Annotated in this window: 16 protein-coding genes, 2 tRNA genes and 1 other annotated feature; of the genes, 3 read left to right on the top strand and 15 right to left on the bottom strand. The window is 48.5% G+C overall.

What is annotated here, in order from left to right; translation table 11 throughout:
* Positions 1 to 198: 198 nt before the first annotated feature.
* The 3 genes from E0L13_RS11160 to E0L13_RS11150 all read right to left on the bottom strand — a co-directional run bounded on the left by E0L13_RS11160 (position 199) and on the right by E0L13_RS11150 (position 2,706).
* The gene (locus E0L13_RS11160; protein ID WP_087478764.1) at positions 199 to 711 is read right to left on the bottom strand and encodes a transcription repressor NadR; all 513 of its coding nucleotides are present in this window, start codon (positions 709 to 711) and stop codon (positions 199 to 201) included.
* Between the two features lie 13 nt (positions 712 to 724).
* Positions 725 to 1,234, bottom strand: a complete 510-nt coding sequence (locus E0L13_RS11155; RefSeq protein WP_168062441.1) for a hypothetical protein — start codon at positions 1,232 to 1,234, stop codon at positions 725 to 727.
* 218 nt (positions 1,235 to 1,452) lie between these two features.
* A complete protein-coding gene (locus E0L13_RS11150; RefSeq protein ID WP_168062439.1) occupies positions 1,453 to 2,706 on the bottom strand; it encodes a diaminopimelate decarboxylase in 1,254 nt (417 codons plus the stop codon).
* Between the two features lie 174 nt (positions 2,707 to 2,880).
* Here E0L13_RS11150 and E0L13_RS11145 point away from each other — a divergent pair, with 174 nt between their 5' ends.
* Complete coding sequence (locus tag E0L13_RS11145; protein WP_168062437.1) at positions 2,881 to 3,741, top strand: LysR family transcriptional regulator; 861 nt, start codon at positions 2,881 to 2,883, stop codon at positions 3,739 to 3,741.
* Positions 3,742 to 3,807: 66 nt separating this feature from the next.
* Here E0L13_RS11145 and E0L13_RS11140 read toward each other — a convergent pair whose 3' ends face one another.
* Positions 3,808 to 4,812, bottom strand: a complete 1,005-nt coding sequence (locus E0L13_RS11140; RefSeq protein ID WP_168062435.1) for an NADH:flavin oxidoreductase — start codon at positions 4,810 to 4,812, stop codon at positions 3,808 to 3,810.
* Between the two features lie 183 nt (positions 4,813 to 4,995).
* Between E0L13_RS11140 and E0L13_RS11135 the strand changes: the two genes are divergently transcribed.
* Together E0L13_RS11135 and E0L13_RS11130 are read left to right on the top strand one after the other, a co-directional pair.
* Complete coding sequence (locus E0L13_RS11135; RefSeq protein ID WP_168062433.1) at positions 4,996 to 5,964, top strand: alpha/beta hydrolase; 969 nt, start codon at positions 4,996 to 4,998, stop codon at positions 5,962 to 5,964.
* A gap of 43 nt (positions 5,965 to 6,007) precedes the next feature.
* Positions 6,008 to 6,718 (top strand): DUF6198 family protein, encoded by a 711-nt coding sequence (locus tag E0L13_RS11130; RefSeq protein ID WP_168062431.1) that lies wholly within the window; start codon positions 6,008 to 6,010, stop codon positions 6,716 to 6,718.
* Positions 6,719 to 6,950: 232 nt separating this feature from the next.
* Here E0L13_RS11130 and rplT read toward each other — a convergent pair whose 3' ends face one another.
* From rplT to E0L13_RS11075, 11 genes are all read right to left on the bottom strand, one after another.
* Positions 6,951 to 7,301: a 50S ribosomal protein L20 gene (gene rplT, locus E0L13_RS11125; RefSeq protein WP_087478771.1), complete on the bottom strand. Its 351-nt coding sequence runs from the start codon at positions 7,299 to 7,301 to the stop codon at positions 6,951 to 6,953.
* 42 nt (positions 7,302 to 7,343) lie between these two features.
* Positions 7,344 to 7,541 carry a 50S ribosomal protein L35 gene (rpmI, locus tag E0L13_RS11120; protein WP_087478772.1) on the bottom strand — a complete coding sequence of 66 codons (198 nt, stop codon included), beginning with the start codon at positions 7,539 to 7,541 and terminating at the stop codon, positions 7,344 to 7,346.
* 18 nt (positions 7,542 to 7,559) lie between these two features.
* Entirely contained in the window at positions 7,560 to 8,063 is a 504-nt protein-coding gene (infC, locus tag E0L13_RS11115) for a translation initiation factor IF-3 (RefSeq protein WP_087478773.1), read from the bottom strand.
* Positions 8,064 to 8,086: 23 nt separating this feature from the next.
* Positions 8,087 to 8,198, bottom strand: a sequence feature (ribosomal protein L20 leader region).
* A 92-nt stretch (positions 8,199 to 8,290) separates the two neighbouring features.
* Positions 8,291 to 8,382: transfer RNA gene (locus E0L13_RS11110), tRNA-Ser, on the bottom strand.
* A gap of 70 nt (positions 8,383 to 8,452) precedes the next feature.
* Positions 8,453 to 8,529, bottom strand: a tRNA-Pro gene (locus E0L13_RS11105).
* A 137-nt stretch (positions 8,530 to 8,666) separates the two neighbouring features.
* A complete protein-coding gene (locus E0L13_RS11100) occupies positions 8,667 to 9,368 on the bottom strand; it encodes a TerC family protein (RefSeq protein ID WP_168062429.1) in 702 nt (233 codons plus the stop codon).
* Between the two features lie 125 nt (positions 9,369 to 9,493).
* On the bottom strand, positions 9,494 to 10,705 hold the full coding sequence (gene larA / locus E0L13_RS11095) for a nickel-dependent lactate racemase (protein ID WP_240924736.1): 1,212 nt from the start codon (positions 10,703 to 10,705) through the stop codon (positions 9,494 to 9,496).
* Positions 10,706 to 10,966: 261 nt separating this feature from the next.
* Positions 10,967 to 12,388 carry an FAD-linked oxidase C-terminal domain-containing protein gene (locus E0L13_RS11090; RefSeq protein ID WP_107196393.1) on the bottom strand — a complete coding sequence of 474 codons (1,422 nt, stop codon included), beginning with the start codon at positions 12,386 to 12,388 and terminating at the stop codon, positions 10,967 to 10,969.
* 492 nt (positions 12,389 to 12,880) lie between these two features.
* Complete coding sequence (proC, locus tag E0L13_RS11085) at positions 12,881 to 13,681, bottom strand: pyrroline-5-carboxylate reductase (RefSeq protein ID WP_107196392.1); 801 nt, start codon at positions 13,679 to 13,681, stop codon at positions 12,881 to 12,883.
* Between the two features lie 121 nt (positions 13,682 to 13,802).
* Entirely contained in the window at positions 13,803 to 15,332 is a 1,530-nt protein-coding gene (locus E0L13_RS11080) for an amino acid carrier protein (RefSeq protein ID WP_168062428.1), read from the bottom strand.
* Between the two features lie 63 nt (positions 15,333 to 15,395).
* Entirely contained in the window at positions 15,396 to 16,649 is a 1,254-nt protein-coding gene (locus E0L13_RS11075; RefSeq protein WP_168062426.1) for an aminotransferase class I/II-fold pyridoxal phosphate-dependent enzyme, read from the bottom strand.
* Between the last annotated feature and the right edge of the window lie 729 nt (positions 16,650 to 17,378).

Raw genomic sequence — 17,378 nt, 5'->3', positions numbered from 1 at the left:
TGAAGTTCTTTTCAAGCTGCCGGCGCATCCGGCCTGCCGCGGCGTCCTGCCGCAACAGCTTGTTTAGTATATCCCCTTTTTAGTCTCTTGTCAATACCTTTTTGACAACTATGCGCAACCGGCAATCGCCGGTGCCTTGCCGCACATAGTTTCCAGTATCGCAGCCTGTCGCATAAAGCGGCATATTCACAGTATCTCTTATGTATATAAGACGCCTAATGATTCTAGTGCTTCCTGAATGGCATCTATGTCTTCCTGGCAAGCCGCCGTCACTAAATGCGTATGTATGCCGCCGCTGATTCGGCTCAGAAGTTCTGCCTGCGAGTCTTTCATCTTTTTGACATACTGTTTGACGTCGCGGCGCGAGCGAAGATTCAGCGTACCTTCCAGATTACCGTACACTTCGTGTTCAATGACGACGTTATGAACGACGCCGCCGTTATCCACAATAGCCTCTAATTCCGCCTGCATCAATTCCATGTCGTGACAGCATACAAATACGTGCTGCACACCGGGGAGAATATCGCCGATCAGCTGATACCCCCGCGGCGTCGATACGATCCCCAGGCCTTCTGCCCGCAATATAGCCACGTCGCCGACGATGATCTGCCGGCTGACATCACACTGCTGCGAAAGCTCCGTCCCCGTAACGGCACCTTTCGCATTTGTCAAAATCTGAACGATGCGTTTTCTTCTTTCTGCACTATCCACGCGCCGCGCCTCCTTATCTCGTCCGATGCTCCCTGTCGCTTTGCGCCTTGATGAGCATGCAAATAATTCTTCCCCATAAAAAACCTAAAAAAATTCCCGGAATAAAGCCGAGCATTTCATTGAATATCCATGACTGGCTAAAAAAAGGAAATACATAGGCTGCAAACTGAATCCCGCCGAACAGAAGCACTGCAGCGACCAATATAACCGGCTCCAACAGCAGCGGCGGACATTGAATCATATACCCGTCTTCCAACACCTGCATCAGGGGAAACCGCCGGCGAAAATATACGGAAATTCCAGCGCCGAACAAGCCTCCTAACAGAAACCATAGCACGGCCAATGCAAAAAATACGGCAAAATAATACATAATGCCGATGCCCCACAATAAAAACGCGATGTAGGGTATGACGATGACAAAGGGCATACAGTTCCGCGGTCTTTGAAAATAACAGGCATAGGTAAAGAGGATACTAGCCATAACGATTTGAAATCCAGTTAACACATCGTATGCAGGAATCATACGCTCATCTCTCCTTGCAGTCTCCATGTTGTTTTTCACACTTTTCCGGGACAATCCGACACAATTATATTATAGAGTATATGAGATAAAATTAAAATACTATTGCATCACCAGTTCGCTCCCGAAAGAGTACTTTGCCGATACAGTAAACTATGAAAGCAAATAAAAAAAAGACCCCGATGCAAATCGAGGTCTTGAATGTCCCTTGGCAATGCCTATTATAAATTGGAGAAATCTAATGTAGCAAACAAATCGTCCAGCGTTTCAGCACGACGAATCTGCGTTACGCTGCCGTCGGCATGGAGAAGCAGTTCTGCCGAACGAAGTTTGCCGTTGTAGTTAAAGCCCATGGAATGACCGTGAGCGCCTGTATCGTGAATGACGAGGACATCGCCGTCGTTAATTTCCGGAAGAGCCCGGTCGATAGCAAATTTATCGCAGTTTTCGCAGAGCGATCCCGATACGTCGTAGATATGATCCTTCGGCGCGTTTTCCTTGCCCATGACGGTGATATGGTGGTACGAGCCGTACATGCCGGGACGCATGAGGTTTGCCATGCAGGCGTCAACGCCAATGTATTCTTTCCAGATATGTTTATGATGAATCGCCGTCGTGACGAGGTAACCGTAAGGGCCTGTAATAGCGCGGCCGCATTCAAAAGACATGCGGATGTTGCCGAGACCGGCCGGAACCATGATTTCTTCGTAATGAGCCTGAATGCCCTTGCTGAGTTCGTCGTAATCGATGAAGGACTGCTCCGGCTTGTAGGGCAATCCAATGCCTCCGCCGAAATCAAGGAATTCGATGTCGATGCCGACGTTCTTCTGGACGTCTACGGCCAATTCAAACATCATCTTAGCCGTGTTGATTAAGCCGTTGACATTCAATTCATTGGAAACGACCATCGTATGAAGGCCGAAATGCTTAACGCCTTTTTCTTTCAGGATACGGAAGGCTTCAAAAATCTGTTCGCGCGTCATGCCGTATTTTGCTTCTTCCGGCGTACCGATGATGGCGTTGCCTTCTTTCAGCAGCGGACCGGGATTATAGCGGGCGCAAATCCATTCCGGCAGCGGGCCGTACGTTTCCAAATATTCAATCATCGTAATATCGTCCAAGTTGATGAGAGCGCCTAACTCCATCGCTTTTTTATATTCTTCGTACGGCGTATCGTTAGAAGAAAATACGATATCGTGGCCCGTAATGCCGACCTTTTCGCACAATACCAACTCAGCCATGGAGCTGCAATCCGCTCCGACGCCTTCAGCCTGAAGAAGTCTCATGAGATAGGGGTTCGGCGTAGCTTTGACTGCAAAATATTCCTTGAAATCCGGAGCCCAGGAGAAAGCCTTGATCAGCTTCCGCACGTTGTCGACAATGGCTTTTTCATCATAAATATGAAAGGGCGTAGGATATGTAGCGATAATATCGTGAATCTGCTGTTCCGTAAACGGTACTGTTTTCTTGTTCATTGCATTCAACTCCATCTTTATATATACAACAATAGTAAAATTATAACTGAAACATACTTTCAATTCATTGCTTCCTTACGGCTAATATTATATAATAGCCGTAGGCAATTTGTAAAATAGATTATTCTAATTTAATCAATTCATATTTCAAATCACAAATCAAAGGACAGCCTTATGGATACTACGACACTTCGCACCTTTATCACCTTGGCAGAAATAAAGAATTTTACCAAGACAGCGCAGCAGCTCTTCGTCGCCCAATCTACCGTAACCAACCGCATCCGAGACTTGGAAACGGAACTGGGCGTCGCCTTGTTTATCCGCAATCACAAGCAAGTCGACCTGACGCCGGCGGGTCTGAAATTTCTCGAATACGCCCAGCGTTTTATCGAATTGGAAACGACGGCGCTGCAGGACGTGCAGACCTCTCCTACGTATGCAAAAAAAATCAATATCGGTACGACCAATACGATTTATGAGTGTCATTTGCAGAAAAAAATCCGGGCCTACTTGCATACGAACCCGGACATATCCCTCGGCGTGACGATCAGCCATACCCTCGACATGCTGCAAAAATTGCAGGACGGTATGCTGGACGCCGTATTTTCATTCAGCGCCATCTTCCGCGACGGCTATATATGCCAGCCCTACCGCACGGACACGCTGGTCCTTGTCTGTCAGGCCGACGATAAGGAATACGCTTCCGGCATCTATAAAAGCGACCTGCAAAAGATCAATTATTTATTCTGCAATTTCGCCCTGCAGGGAGTCGGCCTGTATATTCAGGACTTGTTTCCCCGGTATCACCGCTTCCCTATGGAAATCGACAACAGCACCAAGCTGCCCCAATATGTAGCCGAAGGGCTGGGGTATACGTTCCTTCCCCGCAGCCTCATTGAAGACGATTTGCTGCTGGGAAAGCTGCGGGCGATTCCGCTCCTCGACTTTGCACCGCCAAAGGTCGACAGCTACTATATTACCCGCAGCCCCGGCAACGTCCCCGATTCGCTGGAAGCCTTTCTGCTGCAGCCGTAAAACTTTCATTTCCACACAAAAATAAGAGCCCCATAGAGGCTCTTATTTTTGTGCAGTATTACATATTTATGCGTGCTCCCGCTCGTTGCGGGCCGGGCATTGCGAACTATCTTTAAACCAGCGGCACGGCTTGCAGCGCCGGCAGGGCACCGGTTCCTGTCCCTCTAATATTTTGCCAGACCACGCCGGGTCAGCTAAATGGCACCGACCGACGGCAATACAGTCGGCGTATCCTTTTTGCAGGATCCATTCGCATTCTTCGCCGCTCTTGATATTTCCCACCGCCAGGACCGGAATCTGCACGGCTTGCTTAACGCGCGACGCGGCGTATATCTTATTGTCGAGGGGAAAATCGTCGGGCACATCGTAATTTTTCGTCCCCGTAGAAATGCTCAGCAGATCTGCGCCGGCGCTTTCTAAAGCCTTCGCCAGGTCAATCAATCCGTCTATCGTCGGATAGCCTATGCGGGCGGACACGATAAAGTCCGATCCGCAGGCTTTTTTAATATCCTGAACTAATTCGACGAGCAGGCGGATACGATTTTCAAAGGAACCGCCGTATTCGTCATCGCGCGCGCTCGTCTCGATAACCTGGCAGAGATAGTATCCATGCGCACCTTGTAGTTCGACGCCGTCAAAGCCCGCTTCACGACAGCGGACTGCCGCCTGGATAAAATCCTCTTTATAGGATAAAAACTGTTCTCTGCTGATATCGGCAATAGAGTTTTCCTCCATCACTTTCAAGCCGACGTTGGAAATCTGGATTAAGCCGACAGCTCCGCCGGCCTTGACTACCTCGGCCAGCCGCCGCAAAGGGGGAATGAACTCATCCTTCCACAGCCCGATGGCCTCGCGTACGTCCCGCATTTCCGTCACGTTGCTTCCTTCTACGACGATCATTCCGGGATTGCCGTCCGTATAGGCTTTATACCGCTGCAGCATGTACTCCGTAACGTAATTTTCTGGCACCTTTTGGATAATATCGGCCATCGGCGGGATGACAATACGATTGGGCATCGTCTTGCTTCCAACGGCCAAAGGCGCCGCGACATGGGGAAATAAGCTATTCATAGTCTCACTCCTTTAGGTGTATTTTTTTTAATCATAATATAGATATCGCCGTCCCGTCAATTTTTTATACGCTTGGATATCCCGGCTCTCTTATATTGACATTTGTACAGCTGCTCTGTATGATATATTTAGTTTTAATTAAAACTTTATTATTGCCATCAGCAAAAGAAAGGGACATTATGTATGAAAATAAAAGCGATATCGCAAGCTGTCGCATTAAGCCTCCTTCTCTGTTCCGTCGGCGGCGCGGCGTCCGCAGCCAGTACCAGCCAATCGCTGGAGGTACATCCAACGAAAGAAATGGTACAGCTTGTTTCTGACGTCGTCCATGCCCAGGTACCCGATCGCGGCTACGTCAGCAAAGCCATGACGATGGACCTCCTCGTCCCTTGCGGCGAAGGCCCTTATCCGGCAATCGTATATATCAACGGCGGCGGCTTTATCAACGCCAATAAAGACGGCTACATCCAGCAGCGCCTCGAATTGGCCGAGCACGGCTACGTCGTCGCCAGCATCACCTATCGCGTAGCGCCTGCGTCGACTTTTCCGGCTCCGCTGGAGGACGTAAAATCAGCAATCCGGTATTTACGCGCCCACGCCGGCCAGTTCCATGTTGACTCACAGCACATCGGCGTCATGGGAGGTTCAGCCGGCGGGTACTTAGCAGCCTTTGCCGGCACGACAAGCGGCACGGGACAATTCGATTCCGGCGACAACCTGGAGCAAACCAGCGACGTACAGGCCGTCGTCGATTTATACGGCGTATCGGATTTGACAGCCATCGGCGCCGACTACAGCCCAGATATACAGAAGCTGCACCGTTCTCCGGCCGCAACGGAAGCCCTGTGGATAAACGGCTCTCCCGTATTCGGCGGTAAAGACGGCGGCATAGACGCCAATCCCAAAGGCGCCGCAGCAGCCAATCCCATCTCCTACATTTCAGACAAAACGCCGCCCTTCCTCTTGATGCACGGCGACGCCGACACAGTCGTTTCGCCCAGCCAGACGGAAATCCTTCGCACCGCCTTGGCCAGACAGAATATCGAAGCGCATCGCTATGTCGTCAAAGGAGCCGGCCATGGCGGACCGCTGTGGATACAGCCGGAAATCATGAAACTCATCATTGATTTTTTCGACACCCATTTGAAATAAAGGACGCGTCAGCATATCTATACTAGAAAACGAGATGACATATATGAAAATTTTCCTTCTTCGCAACGTTTACTTTATCCTCGGCATTATCATCAACGCCTTGGGCATAGCCCTAATCACTAAGGCAGACCTGGGAACATCGCCCATTTCCAGCGTTCCTTACGTGCTATGTCTGCATTTCACGCCAACCTTTGGGCAATTTACCTTTGTCATGAATATGTTTTTTATTCTTGCTCAAATATTGATCCTCAGAAAAAGCTTCCGCCCGATTCAATTCTTACAAATCGGCGTTGTCGCCTTATTCAGCGTCTGCATCGATATTTTTATGTTTCTGTTATCCTGGGTTGAACCTACTGCGCTAATCTTGAAATTAGCGGCACTCTTAGCGGGCTGCCTGATCCTGGCCTTCGGTATTTGTATCGAAGTGGCCCCTAATGTACTCATGGTTCCCGGAGAAGGCTTGGTACAAGCGATTGCCGGGACATTCCGCTGGCGCTTTGGCACCGTAAAAATTGCCTTCGATACCACATTATTTCTGATTGCCTGCTCCATGTCCTTTGCTTTTTCCGGTATAGGCAATTTCGTCGGTCTTGGCGTCGGTACGATCATTTCTATGCTGCTCGTCGGCCGTTTCGTCAATTTAGTGAATATTCGCTTTGCCTTTATTCATCGCATTTCCGCCTTAGCCGTATTGGCGGCCTGGAACAAACGGCACCATGCGTCTAACGTGTCCTGCCGCCCCACATCGCATTAATATGCAAAATATTTTCCCACACACAACAGGGCGTCGAATGAAACGATCATCATTCGGCGCCCTGGTTTTATATACTCTATTGACAACGGTATATTCTGCCATAGTCTCCGCCCATCCCGTCATCAGCATGAGTATAAAGCCCGCATTGACGACGCGCACGAATAGCTGCAGCAGTTATCACATATGCAAAAAAACCGGAAACTCACGTCTCCGGTTTTAAGTGCATATGCAATTACTGCGCTTTGGCAACGTCTACCAATTTAGCAAAGGCAGCTGCGTCGTTGACAGCCAAGTCAGCCAGCATCTTACGGTCGACGATAACACCGGCTTTCGTAAGGCCGCAGATGAAGCGGCTGTAGCTCATGCCCTGAGCGCGGGCTGCTGCGTTGATACGGGCGATCCACAATTTACGGAATTCGCGTTTCTTGGCGCGGCGGTCGCGACGAGCGTAAAACAGAGCTTTCATTACGCTTTCATTAGCTTTTTTAAACAGACGGCTGCGGGTACCGCGGTAGCCTTTAGCCATTTTTAAGATTTTTTTATGACGAGCGTGTGCTGTAACGCCAACTTTAATTCTAGCCATTCTTAAGTTCCTCCAAATCTATACTAAATATATAAGCTGTTATTAGATGTACGGGCACATTTTGCGAACTGCTTCGTTCATCGTCTTGGAAACGAGCGTAGCTTTTCTCAGGTTACGTTTACGTTTCGGAGATTTGGATTCCAAAATGTGGCTCTTATACGGTTTCATGCGTTTGAATTTACCAGTACCAGTAGTTGTAAAACGTTTTGCCGCTGCACGGCGTGTTTTTAATTTCGGCATAATATATAAATCCTCCTCTTACTTCCCTTTAACGGCAGCAATGACCATCGTCATGTTTCTGCCTTCAATTTTAGGTTCTTTTTCTACGCGGGCGGTTTCTTTGAGCTCATCAGCAAAACGCATCAGCAGGTCTCGGCCCAACTCCGGATGGCTCATTTCCCGACCACGGAACATGATGGTAACCTTTACTTTGCTTCCTTCGCTCAAGAAACGCTGCGCAGCCTTCATCTTGACGTAAAAATCATGATCTTCAATGTTAGGACGTAATTTTACTTCCTTCATGATTAATACTTTCTGCTTCTTCTTGGCTTCTTTTTCCCGTTTTTGCTGTTCATACCGATATTTGCCGTAGTTCATGATGCGGCATACGGGCGGTTTGCCATTCGGTGCAACTTCTACTAAATCCATATGGCGTTCTTCCGCAATCTGGCGGGCAGAACGGAGAGACATTACACCAAGCTGTTCGTTAGTATCGCTGACCACGCGGACTTCACGGGCTCGAATCTGATCGTTGATACGCAATTCCTTACTAATTGCCTTTCACCTCCATAAAAAAAGAACGGACAGCATAATACTATCCGCTCGACTGATTCCTCATAAACCTTAGTAACACGAAAGCCATGTAAGGTGAGAAGCGGATAGCTTCTGCTTTATTTTCAACAAATGTAAGTATAGCAGGTTTATCTGCTGCTGTCAAGAAAAATCAGGTACAAAAAAAGAACCTGCCGAAACAGATTCTTTTTTCATTATGGCGGAGAGCGTGGGATTTGAACCCACGATAGAGCTTTAGCCCTATACATGATTTCCAATCATGCTCCTTCAGCCGCTCGGACAGCTCTCCATGGCTTACACATTGTTTTCCATTATTCAATTTCCGATGCTCTCGGGATCAGCATCCAATGTGTAAAATATGGTCGGGGCGACAGGATTTGAACCTGCGACCTCTTAGTCCCGAACCAAGCGCGCTACCAAACTGCGCTACGCCCCGTCACCTGACTTGTATATAATACCACATCCAGAAGAAATGTCAAGGAAAAAAATAAAAAAATGTGCCGGAGAGAGAAAACTTTTTTACAGTTTGTCTCCCGGCACAGTACGTCCGCAGATACGGCCTTCGCCGTCGCCTTATGCGGCGGCCGCATCCTGCCGATTATGGACGTGTTTCCAAATAAACCCTCCGGTCAAGGTAACGACCAGCAGCGCCGCCTTGACTTCCGACGGATACACCGCGATGAACGAGACATATTCGGCCAGATAATGGTCCGTCGCCAGCATGCCGCCGGCAGCCCAGCCCAGGATTGCGCCGCCGATGTACATTAATATAGGGAACTTATTCATGACCTTGACGACGATGGTGCTGCCGAAGATGATAATAGGCACGGATATGAGCATGCCGAAGATGAGCATTCCCCAGTGGTTGCCCGTGACGCCGACAATCCCCAACACGTTGTCCAAACTCATGAGCGCATCGGCCAGAATAATCGTACGGACTGCAGCCCACAGAGAATCCTTCGCTTCGACTTTTACGTCTTCCTCTTCGTTGCGGGCTCCAATGAGCTTGATGCCGATGCCGATGAGCAGTATGCCGCCGACAGTCTTTAAGAAGGGAATATGGAAGAGCCAGGAAACAATAAAGGCCAGGGTAAACCGCAGGACAATGGCCCCAATCGTGCCGTATATAATAGCCCTCTTCTGCAAATGGGGCGGCAGGTTTTTAGCGGCCATGCCAATGACGATGGAATTATCGCCGCCAAGAGCCAAATCGATCAAGATGACCTGAGCCACGATGCTGAAATCAAATAATAACGTCGCTTCTAACGCGTCCACAATACATCCTCCTCATAATACAACATAACAGCTCCATTATAGTCGAAAAGGATGGGCAATACAAGTAAAATCGCAGAAAAGAAGCGCCCTCAAACAGAGCGCTCCCCACATGTAAGCAAAGCCGATTACTCTTTCACGATAACCGATACGCCGTCAGGAATAATCGTAATTTTCGGTTTCGATACGCCTTTGGCGGCGACAATCTCCTTCGCCATAGCCAGGGCTTCGTCTATGCTGGCGGCATATTTCATATGCATAGTTTCTACCATGTCTTTCGGCGCTTCCGTTACCATGATAATGGTATATTTCAGCAGCATGCGCAGAAGAATCTGCGATTCCCACTGGTCGAAGACTGTTTCATTCCGGCCGCGAGCCAAGATGTCATCCATGGCTTTCTGTACATCCGCCGCATCCTTCAGCGTGTTGTAGAACGCTTCGCCGCCATGGCCGTCGGAGCAAGCCGATACGTCAATGATGACGCCGCCTTCTTTGCACGTCGCTTCCGCAGCAGTCATGCCCTTGACGGACTGGTAAATATTCTGATCCAGCGGATACCCGCCGTTTGTCGTAACGACAATATCTGCCGGCACAGGTTTTACGCCAGCCAGCTTCATTTCAAAATCTACGCCGGCGTAATGAGCCTGTTCGCTGTCTCCGGCAAATGCCGCAATGACCTTCTTATCAGCGTCGATGACGACGTTGCAGATAAAGGCTAATTTAGCGGCTTTGGCAGCGTACAGCATGTCCTGATGAATGGGATTGCCTTCCAACACGCCGGTGCGGGCATAGGGGCTGTCGATAAATTCCGAGCAGTGGTTTGCCAATACTGCAATCTTGCTGGCAATGCCCGGAAGAACGGATTTGCGGCCGCCTGACATACCGGCAAAGAAATGAGGTTCAATAAATCCTTCGGCAATAAGCAAATCCGCATTGGCCGCCGCTTTATTGATGAGGCATTCGCCGCCCGACGGTAAGGTGCCGATACTGACCAGATCTTCATCCTTACGACTGTCATGGATGACAAATGTTTCATGATCGGCTATTTCTTTTCCGTACTTCGCCACTAGCTCTTCATGCGTCGTAGGCCGATGCATACCCGTAGCAATCAGTATCGTAATGTCGATATCCGGATTTCCCTTCCGCAGTTCAGCCAGCAGCTGCGGCATGATGACATGACTCGGAACGGGACGCGTATGGTCGCTGGATATGATCGTGCACGTCTTTTTGCCCTTAGCCAGCTCGCTTAACCTCGGGCTGCCAATTGGATTGGCCAACGCGTCAGCTACCAATTCCGCTTCCGATTTCGGTGCTTTATATTCATGAGCATGAGAAAGCAATACGCCTGCTACTTGTTCAATCTGGCAAAGAAAAAGTAATCTTTTCCTTACCAAAAGGAATCGAGAAATTTTTCATGATACAATTCACCCTTTCTGTATTCTAATCAGTGCCTTACATTCATTGCTTATTGTTTTAACAATAATATACATTCTCATTATAATGATTATATACGTCCATTTTGAAAATAGTCCGTATACTACAAAAGGTAAAACCGAAACCGGTTTTACCTTTTGCATGTATTTCAGTTATGAATTTTCAGATTATTCTTCTACAGGAACTTCGTCGTTGATGCTGACAACTTTGCCCGGGTTCATGATGTTCTTCGGGTCAAGAGCTTTCTTAACGGCTTTCATCAGCTTCAATTCAACCGGGTTCGTGTATTTAGCTAACAACGCAGCACGTTTGTAGCCAATGCCGTGTTCGCCGGAGAGACGGCCGCCCAGGTTGTATACGAGTTCGTAAATTTCGCTCTGAATCTGCGGAAGCATTTCTTCCCATTCTTCCTGCGTACGGTCATCTTTCAGGATATCGATATGAACGTTGCCGTCGCCGCAGTGGCCAGCGCAGTGCATAGCGACGTTGTATTTGTCAGCCAAGCGGGAAATCTGCTGTACAGCCTGCGGAATATCGGTCATCGGGACTACGATATCTTCCATGGAGAATACTAAGCTGCGAGCGCGGTCAGCTTCGAGGTATGCTTTACGGGATTTCCAAATAACAGCCGGGTTAGCAACCAATACGTCAAGAGCTTTATTTTCACGAGCCAATTCGTCGATCTTTTCGCACTGTTCGTCGAGGATATCTTCGCTGTCGCCGGCGATCTGAACGATGATGTAGTTGCCAACATCGGAATGCTGCAGTTTTTCGTTCAAGAACACTTCAACCTGTTTGATGGAAGCGTTGTCCATGAATTCTACACAGACCGGAGTAATACCAGCATTCATGATCTTCGGCGTCAAGGCAATAGCATCGTCGAGATTGTCGAATACTGCCAAGAGGTCCATCTGGTATTTCGGCAAAGCAACCAATTTCAGGTAAATCTTTGTGATAATGCCGAGAGTACCTTCGGAACCAATGTACAAGTGCATGAGCATGTAGCCCGTTGCATTTTTACGGAATTTGCCGCCCAATGTAACAACTTCGCCGCTCGGAGTAACAACTTCAATACCCATAACCTGATCACGGGTTACGCCATACTTAACGGCACGGTTACCGCCGGCATTCGTTGCAACGTTGCCGCCGATGAAGCAGGAGTCCCCGCTGCAGGGGTCGCCGCCGTAGAAGAGACCCTTTTCTTTAACGGCATCCTGAAGGACAGTCGTCGTAACGCCTGGTTCCGTAACGCATACCATGTTGTCTTTATCGATTTCGAGGATTTTATTCATGCGTTCGATGGAAATGATAACGCCGCCGAACGTAGCAACAGCACCAGCTGCCAGGCCTGTGCCGGCTGCACGCGGTACCATTACGATATCGTTGTCATAGCACAATTTAACGACTTTGGAAACTTCTTCCGTCGTAGCCGGCAATACAACGACCTGAGGCATCTTCATATAATGGGGGTCGGTTACTTCGTCATGAGAATACGGTTCGAGCTTGTCAGCATCCGTATACACGAATTTTTCGCCAACGATTTTTTTGAACTCTTCAATAAGTTCCGGTGTAACTTTACCTTTTGCCATAATACATAACCTCCAACATAAAATAATGATGACTGACATCTATCACTTTAACCGTTTCCGGTATAAAGAGCGCGTGATTGCTGCCTGTCAAAATCCCGCCGTAACGGAATCTTATACAACGTAACCAGCGTTTTCGAGGAAAAATAACTTTAATAGTATATCTCAGTTCTTTCCCTCTTTCGTGTCTTATTATACCGCATTCATTACAAAGTGTAAATTACATTTAGACATTTCACACATATATCTTTCGAATTATGAATTGGTCAGTTATTACATTATATCATGCTAACGTTTTATTTTTAAAATCCGCACCATTACTCATAACATTTTAAGGTTTGTGAATCTTTTCTCAAAATTTGTATGACTTTATGTAATTTTCATTATTCATTTTTTATTAAATAGCATATACTTTTTATGCTGTAAGTCCCTGTCAAAAAAACAGCACGCCATCTGCAATATGGCATGCTGTTTTATCGTTAAAAGTATAATAGTCTACATCGTTTTATTCTTTTCTGCCGACGCTATGACAGCTTCTGCGACAGCTGCCCGGAAACCCCGTTGTTCCAGAGCTAAGACCGCCTCTATCGTCGTACCGCCGGGCGAACATACGTCATCTTTTAATTTTCCCGGATGCATGCCGCTTTCCAGCACCATCTTGGCTGCGCCTAATACGGTCTGAGCGGCAAAGGTATACGCCGTATGGCGCGGCATTCCTTCCAGTACGGCGCCGTCTGCCAAGGCTTCGATAAACATATATACATAAGCCGGAGCGCTGCCGCTGACGCCGCATACGGCGTCGATCAGGCGTTCTTCCATAATTTCAGCCTTTCCGAAGCTGCGGAATATATCGAGCACGGCCTGCACGTCTTCTTCCGTCGCATAGGCATTCGGCGATACAGAGGCCATGCCTTCGCCGACCATCGACGGTGTATTGGGCATTACGCGGATGATCTTAGCCTTTTCCGGCAGGCATCCCGCCAAACGGTCCAGCGTCAGGCCGGCGGCAATCGAAATAATCACCGTATCCTCTTTCACACAGCCCCGTACCTCTTCCAGCGATGACGGAAGGATATGCGGCTTGACCGCCATAATAAGCCCTTGCGAACGTTCGGCTAACTCCGCTGCGGAATAGACAACGGAGGCCCCTGTTTCATCGGCTAAGGCCTGCGCTTTTGCGCTGTGAATATTGTATAACAGGATATTGCCCGGCTCTATCAAGCCGGATGCAGCTAGTCCTTTCACAATAGCCCGGCCCATATTGCCGGTACCGCAAATTCCGATGGTCTTAAACATGATTTCTACCTTCTTTCTTTTTATAACGTCTATTGAATCTTACCTCTATTGTATAAAAAAATTCCGCCGTCATAAAGAAAAATATCGGCGTTACTGACAGATATTTCAGCGCCTCGCCGCATTATTTTACGGGCCGTTCACGCCAATACGAAGATGCCAGTTCCGTAACCGTTTCCGAAAAGGCTGAACCGTCCGTCGCCGTATAATGAGCCGTCGCTTTTAATACGTGACGGAAGCCAAGGTACAGCAGGGGGACGTTAATGTATACCAGCACGATATTGGCCAAGTCGGAAAAGGCCCATAAATTGCTCAAATCATATCCTGCCAGCTGCACCGTAATGCCGAAGGCCGAAACGACAATCCCTAAGGACCGGACAAAGTTGGCGGCAAAGCGGCTGCGGCTGATGCGGTTGACGGCAATTTCGGAAAAAGTAATCATGCCGATCATCGTCGTATACGCAAATAAGCCAAAGCACAACGCCAACAGAAACAGGATGACAGATGTAATGCCCGACGGGGTCAATACGTGAACGGACAACAAAAATTTAGGCAGCTGCCCCGCCGCGGCCCAGGCTTCCGGAGCAGCAGTCCAGGCATGGGCCATGATGACGACAAATCCCGTCATCGTACAAATCACATGTGTATCTAATAACACGCCCAAGGCGGCTATCATTCCCTGCTCGCAGGGATGCCTGGCGTCGGCCGCAGCCGCCGACATCGTAATTGTCCCCTGCCCGGCTTCGTTGGACATCAATCCCCTTTTTATCCCCTGTACCAATACGGTACCAAACAAGCCGCCAAATACGGCATCCGGCTGAAAGGCTCCGCCCAGGACGGCGCTGAAGAAATAGGGCACGCTGTTTACATTGGCAAAAACCAAGGCCAATACGGTCACGACATACACGACCGCCATAATGGGAACCAGCTTATTATTCGCGCTGGATACCCGTTTGATTCCCCCAAAAGCCATAACAGCCGCAACGAGCAGGACGATACACGCCGCCGCCACGTAAAAGGCCGACATCGCCGCAATGGGATGGCCTGCCACCAGCTCACCCATAGCGCCGATCGAAGACACAACGTTAAAGGACTGCGCCGGCAGACAAAACATGGCGTAGAAAATATAAACGCCTGATAATATCGTACCGATCCACGCCTTATTTCCCAACAGCCGCCGGCCGTAGAAGGGCATGCCGCCGACAAACTCCCCGCCCTTTCGTTCCTTGCAGAGCTGAGCCAGCGTCGCTTCCGTATAAGCCATAGCCATTCCAAAAAACGCAGAAACCCACATCCAAAACAACGCACCCGGACCGCCGACAGAAATGGCCCCGGTCACGCCGAGAATATTTCCCGGCCCGACGCGCATGGCCGAGCTCAGGAAAAACGCAGCCAGCGGCGATATGCCCGTCGAGGCGGCGCGGCGGTGAATCAAGAGATTCATCCCTCTTTTAAACTGCCGGACTTGGATAAAGCCCAATCGGATGGAAAAATAAATCCCCGTGCCAACCAGGACAATAACAGCCAGCGAAAAGCTGCCGAATACGGGAATGGCTTTATACCACTCCCAATTTGTCGGAACTTCCCATAAAAAATCAGATATAGCCGCTACGATAGAAAGAACCGAATTTAGTTGTTCAAAAAACTCCTTCATGCCCATCCCCCTCATAGAAAAAGCCGGTATAGTAACATCCTATACCGGCCTGCATAGACGTGATTATTGTTTTGCGCCCGTTGCTTCTACAGCAGATTTAATTTTAGCTGCCAGCCCCGTGATTTTGGCTTTAGATACGGAGCAAACGGCGAGGCGAACGCCCTTGCCAAGGGGAACTAAGAAGATATTTTCCTTTTCCAGCAAATCGCAGACAGCCTGAGAACCTTCCATAGGAATGGTGATGAAGAAGCCGGACAAGTACGGCAGGTATTTCAGACCGCATTCCTGCGCTTCTTTCATGAAGATATCGGCCCGTTCTTTAATAAGGGCGAAGTATTTAGCCCGTTCAGCGTCCAATTCAGCGACCTTAGCCGGATCTTTGCAAATATTGGCCATGGCTTTCATCGCGGCGCTGTTGGAATTAGACCAGGTTGCGCGGCTCGTATACTGGTTAATAGCTACGAATTCGTTAGCGATGTCTTCGTTTGCCGTTACACAGATCATAGCGCCCATGCGCTGACCATACATGGTAAAGCCCTTGCTGCACGTATAGGCGACTACGACGAGAATATTATCCGGCAAGTTTCCGAATTTCTTGAAGAACTTGCGGCATTCTTTCTTTTCTCCGCTGTAGTCTAAATATGCTACATCGGGAACGAGAATAATATTTTTATCCTTGCCGGCGACGACGTCCGTCAAGAAAGCTAATACGGTATCCCAATCTTCCGAAGACAAGGCAAATCCCGTCGGGTTGTTCGCCGGAGAATTCATGATGATGACCGTATTGTACTGTTTTTCCACCATGTCTTCTACCTGTTCCTTGAAACTGGCGAAATTGAATTTTCCGTCTGCGCCGATCAGCTCAAATTCCCGCAGGTGGCGGCCGTTGTCATTGCACATGGAACCATAGGCGCCCCAATGCCAGTCGCTGGTCAGGATGTCGTCGCCCCATTCGGAATAGTTATGAATGACGTGATGGAGGACGCCGGAACCGCCGGAGGTTGCGCAAGCGCGGATATAGCCTTCCGGGCGGGATTCGCCAAAGCACTGGTCGATAACGGCGTCCAAATATTCAGGATATCCCTGAATCGGCGCATACGCTACGATTTCTTTCGGCGTCAAGGCCTTGAAGGCTTCTTCTACAACGTGAAGCATGACCAAATTGCCGTCTTCATCCAAAATAGAACCGACCGTGCCGTTAATGACTTTGTCTGCCCCTAATGTTTCAGCCAAGGCGACAGCCCGATTGTTAGCTCCAAAAATTTTATCTTCTGCACTCTTGCCTTTGGCCTGAGGTGCAGCGACGCTCTTTACCATAACAATCAACTCCTCTTTTTTATTACATACACATTTATACCACAAGAAAAGCAATCTGACAATAAAAGCTTAATCATTAGATGTATGTATTCAAAATACAAGAAAAAACATGGAGAAGATGGTATTAAAAATAAAAGAATATTATTTTATACGGATAATTGTTATGATTAAATCACATGTTTTGATAATAAGCACTATAGAAATTTGAAAAGATAGAAAGAAATACCTCTTCATAACATGTTCTGCTTACGCAAAGACTCGACATAAGCGATTTACACAGCTTTGCGTATCGTGCCTATCTGTTTAGGATATCTCCATCAGGGCTTCGAATCGACAACTTTTGCCACATAGACCTATCAGTATTCCATCTCATTTTCCCCTATTCGAAGTAAGGGACTCACTCCCGTTTGCGCGTCGCTGCGTTCCTTCAAACGGGGTTCCCTGCTTATGCTTATACCAGGGACTTGGAAGGATAGGAAGCCGCACATATACAAAAAAAGAACACATACATATTGTATACGTCTCCTGCTGGCGGTCGTCTCACCTATCAGTCGGACCGGCACGCATACATACGTTGCTGCAACATATCCAGCTTAGGTTAGCGGTCCGACATAAGTGACTCACACTCGTTTGCGTGTCGCTTTCGCTCCTTCAAACGAGGTTCGCTACTTATCCCAGGGACCTGGAAGGATAGGAAGCCGCACATATACAAAAAAAGAACGCATACAT

The sequence above is a fragment of the Megasphaera sp. SW808 genome (assembly GCF_012027795.1).
In the GTDB taxonomy this organism is placed as follows: Bacteria; Bacillota; Negativicutes; order Veillonellales; family Megasphaeraceae; genus Megasphaera; species Megasphaera stantonii.
Note: the sequence above shows the minus strand (reverse complement) of the source record. Positions and strands in the feature narration are given on the sequence as shown.

Bases quoted from the DNA above. Each gene is read 5' to 3' on its own strand.
- E0L13_RS11155 (WP_168062441.1), bottom strand. From the start codon at position 1,234: ATGATTCCTGCATACGATGTGTTAACTGGATTTCAAATCGTTATGGCT.
- E0L13_RS11150 (WP_168062439.1), bottom strand. From the start codon at position 2,706: ATGAACAAGAAAACAGTACCGTTTACGGAACAGCAGATTCACGATATT.
- E0L13_RS11145 (WP_168062437.1), top strand. From the start codon at position 2,881: ATGGATACTACGACACTTCGCACCTTTATCACCTTGGCAGAAATAAAG.
- E0L13_RS11140 (WP_168062435.1), bottom strand. From the start codon at position 4,812: ATGAATAGCTTATTTCCCCATGTCGCGGCGCCTTTGGCCGTTGGAAGC.
- E0L13_RS11135 (WP_168062433.1), top strand. From the start codon at position 4,996: ATGAAAATAAAAGCGATATCGCAAGCTGTCGCATTAAGCCTCCTTCTC.
- E0L13_RS11130 (WP_168062431.1), top strand. From the start codon at position 6,008: ATGAAAATTTTCCTTCTTCGCAACGTTTACTTTATCCTCGGCATTATC.
- rplT (WP_087478771.1), bottom strand. From the start codon at position 7,301: ATGGCTAGAATTAAAGTTGGCGTTACAGCACACGCTCGTCATAAAAAA.
- rpmI (WP_087478772.1), bottom strand. From the start codon at position 7,541: ATGCCGAAATTAAAAACACGCCGTGCAGCGGCAAAACGTTTTACAACT.
- E0L13_RS11090 (WP_107196393.1), bottom strand. From the start codon at position 12,388: ATGGCAAAAGGTAAAGTTACACCGGAACTTATTGAAGAGTTCAAAAAA.
- proC (WP_107196392.1), bottom strand. From the start codon at position 13,681: ATGTTTAAGACCATCGGAATTTGCGGTACCGGCAATATGGGCCGGGCT.
- E0L13_RS11080 (WP_168062428.1), bottom strand. From the start codon at position 15,332: ATGAAGGAGTTTTTTGAACAACTAAATTCGGTTCTTTCTATCGTAGCG.
- E0L13_RS11075 (WP_168062426.1), bottom strand. From the start codon at position 16,649: ATGGTAAAGAGCGTCGCTGCACCTCAGGCCAAAGGCAAGAGTGCAGAA.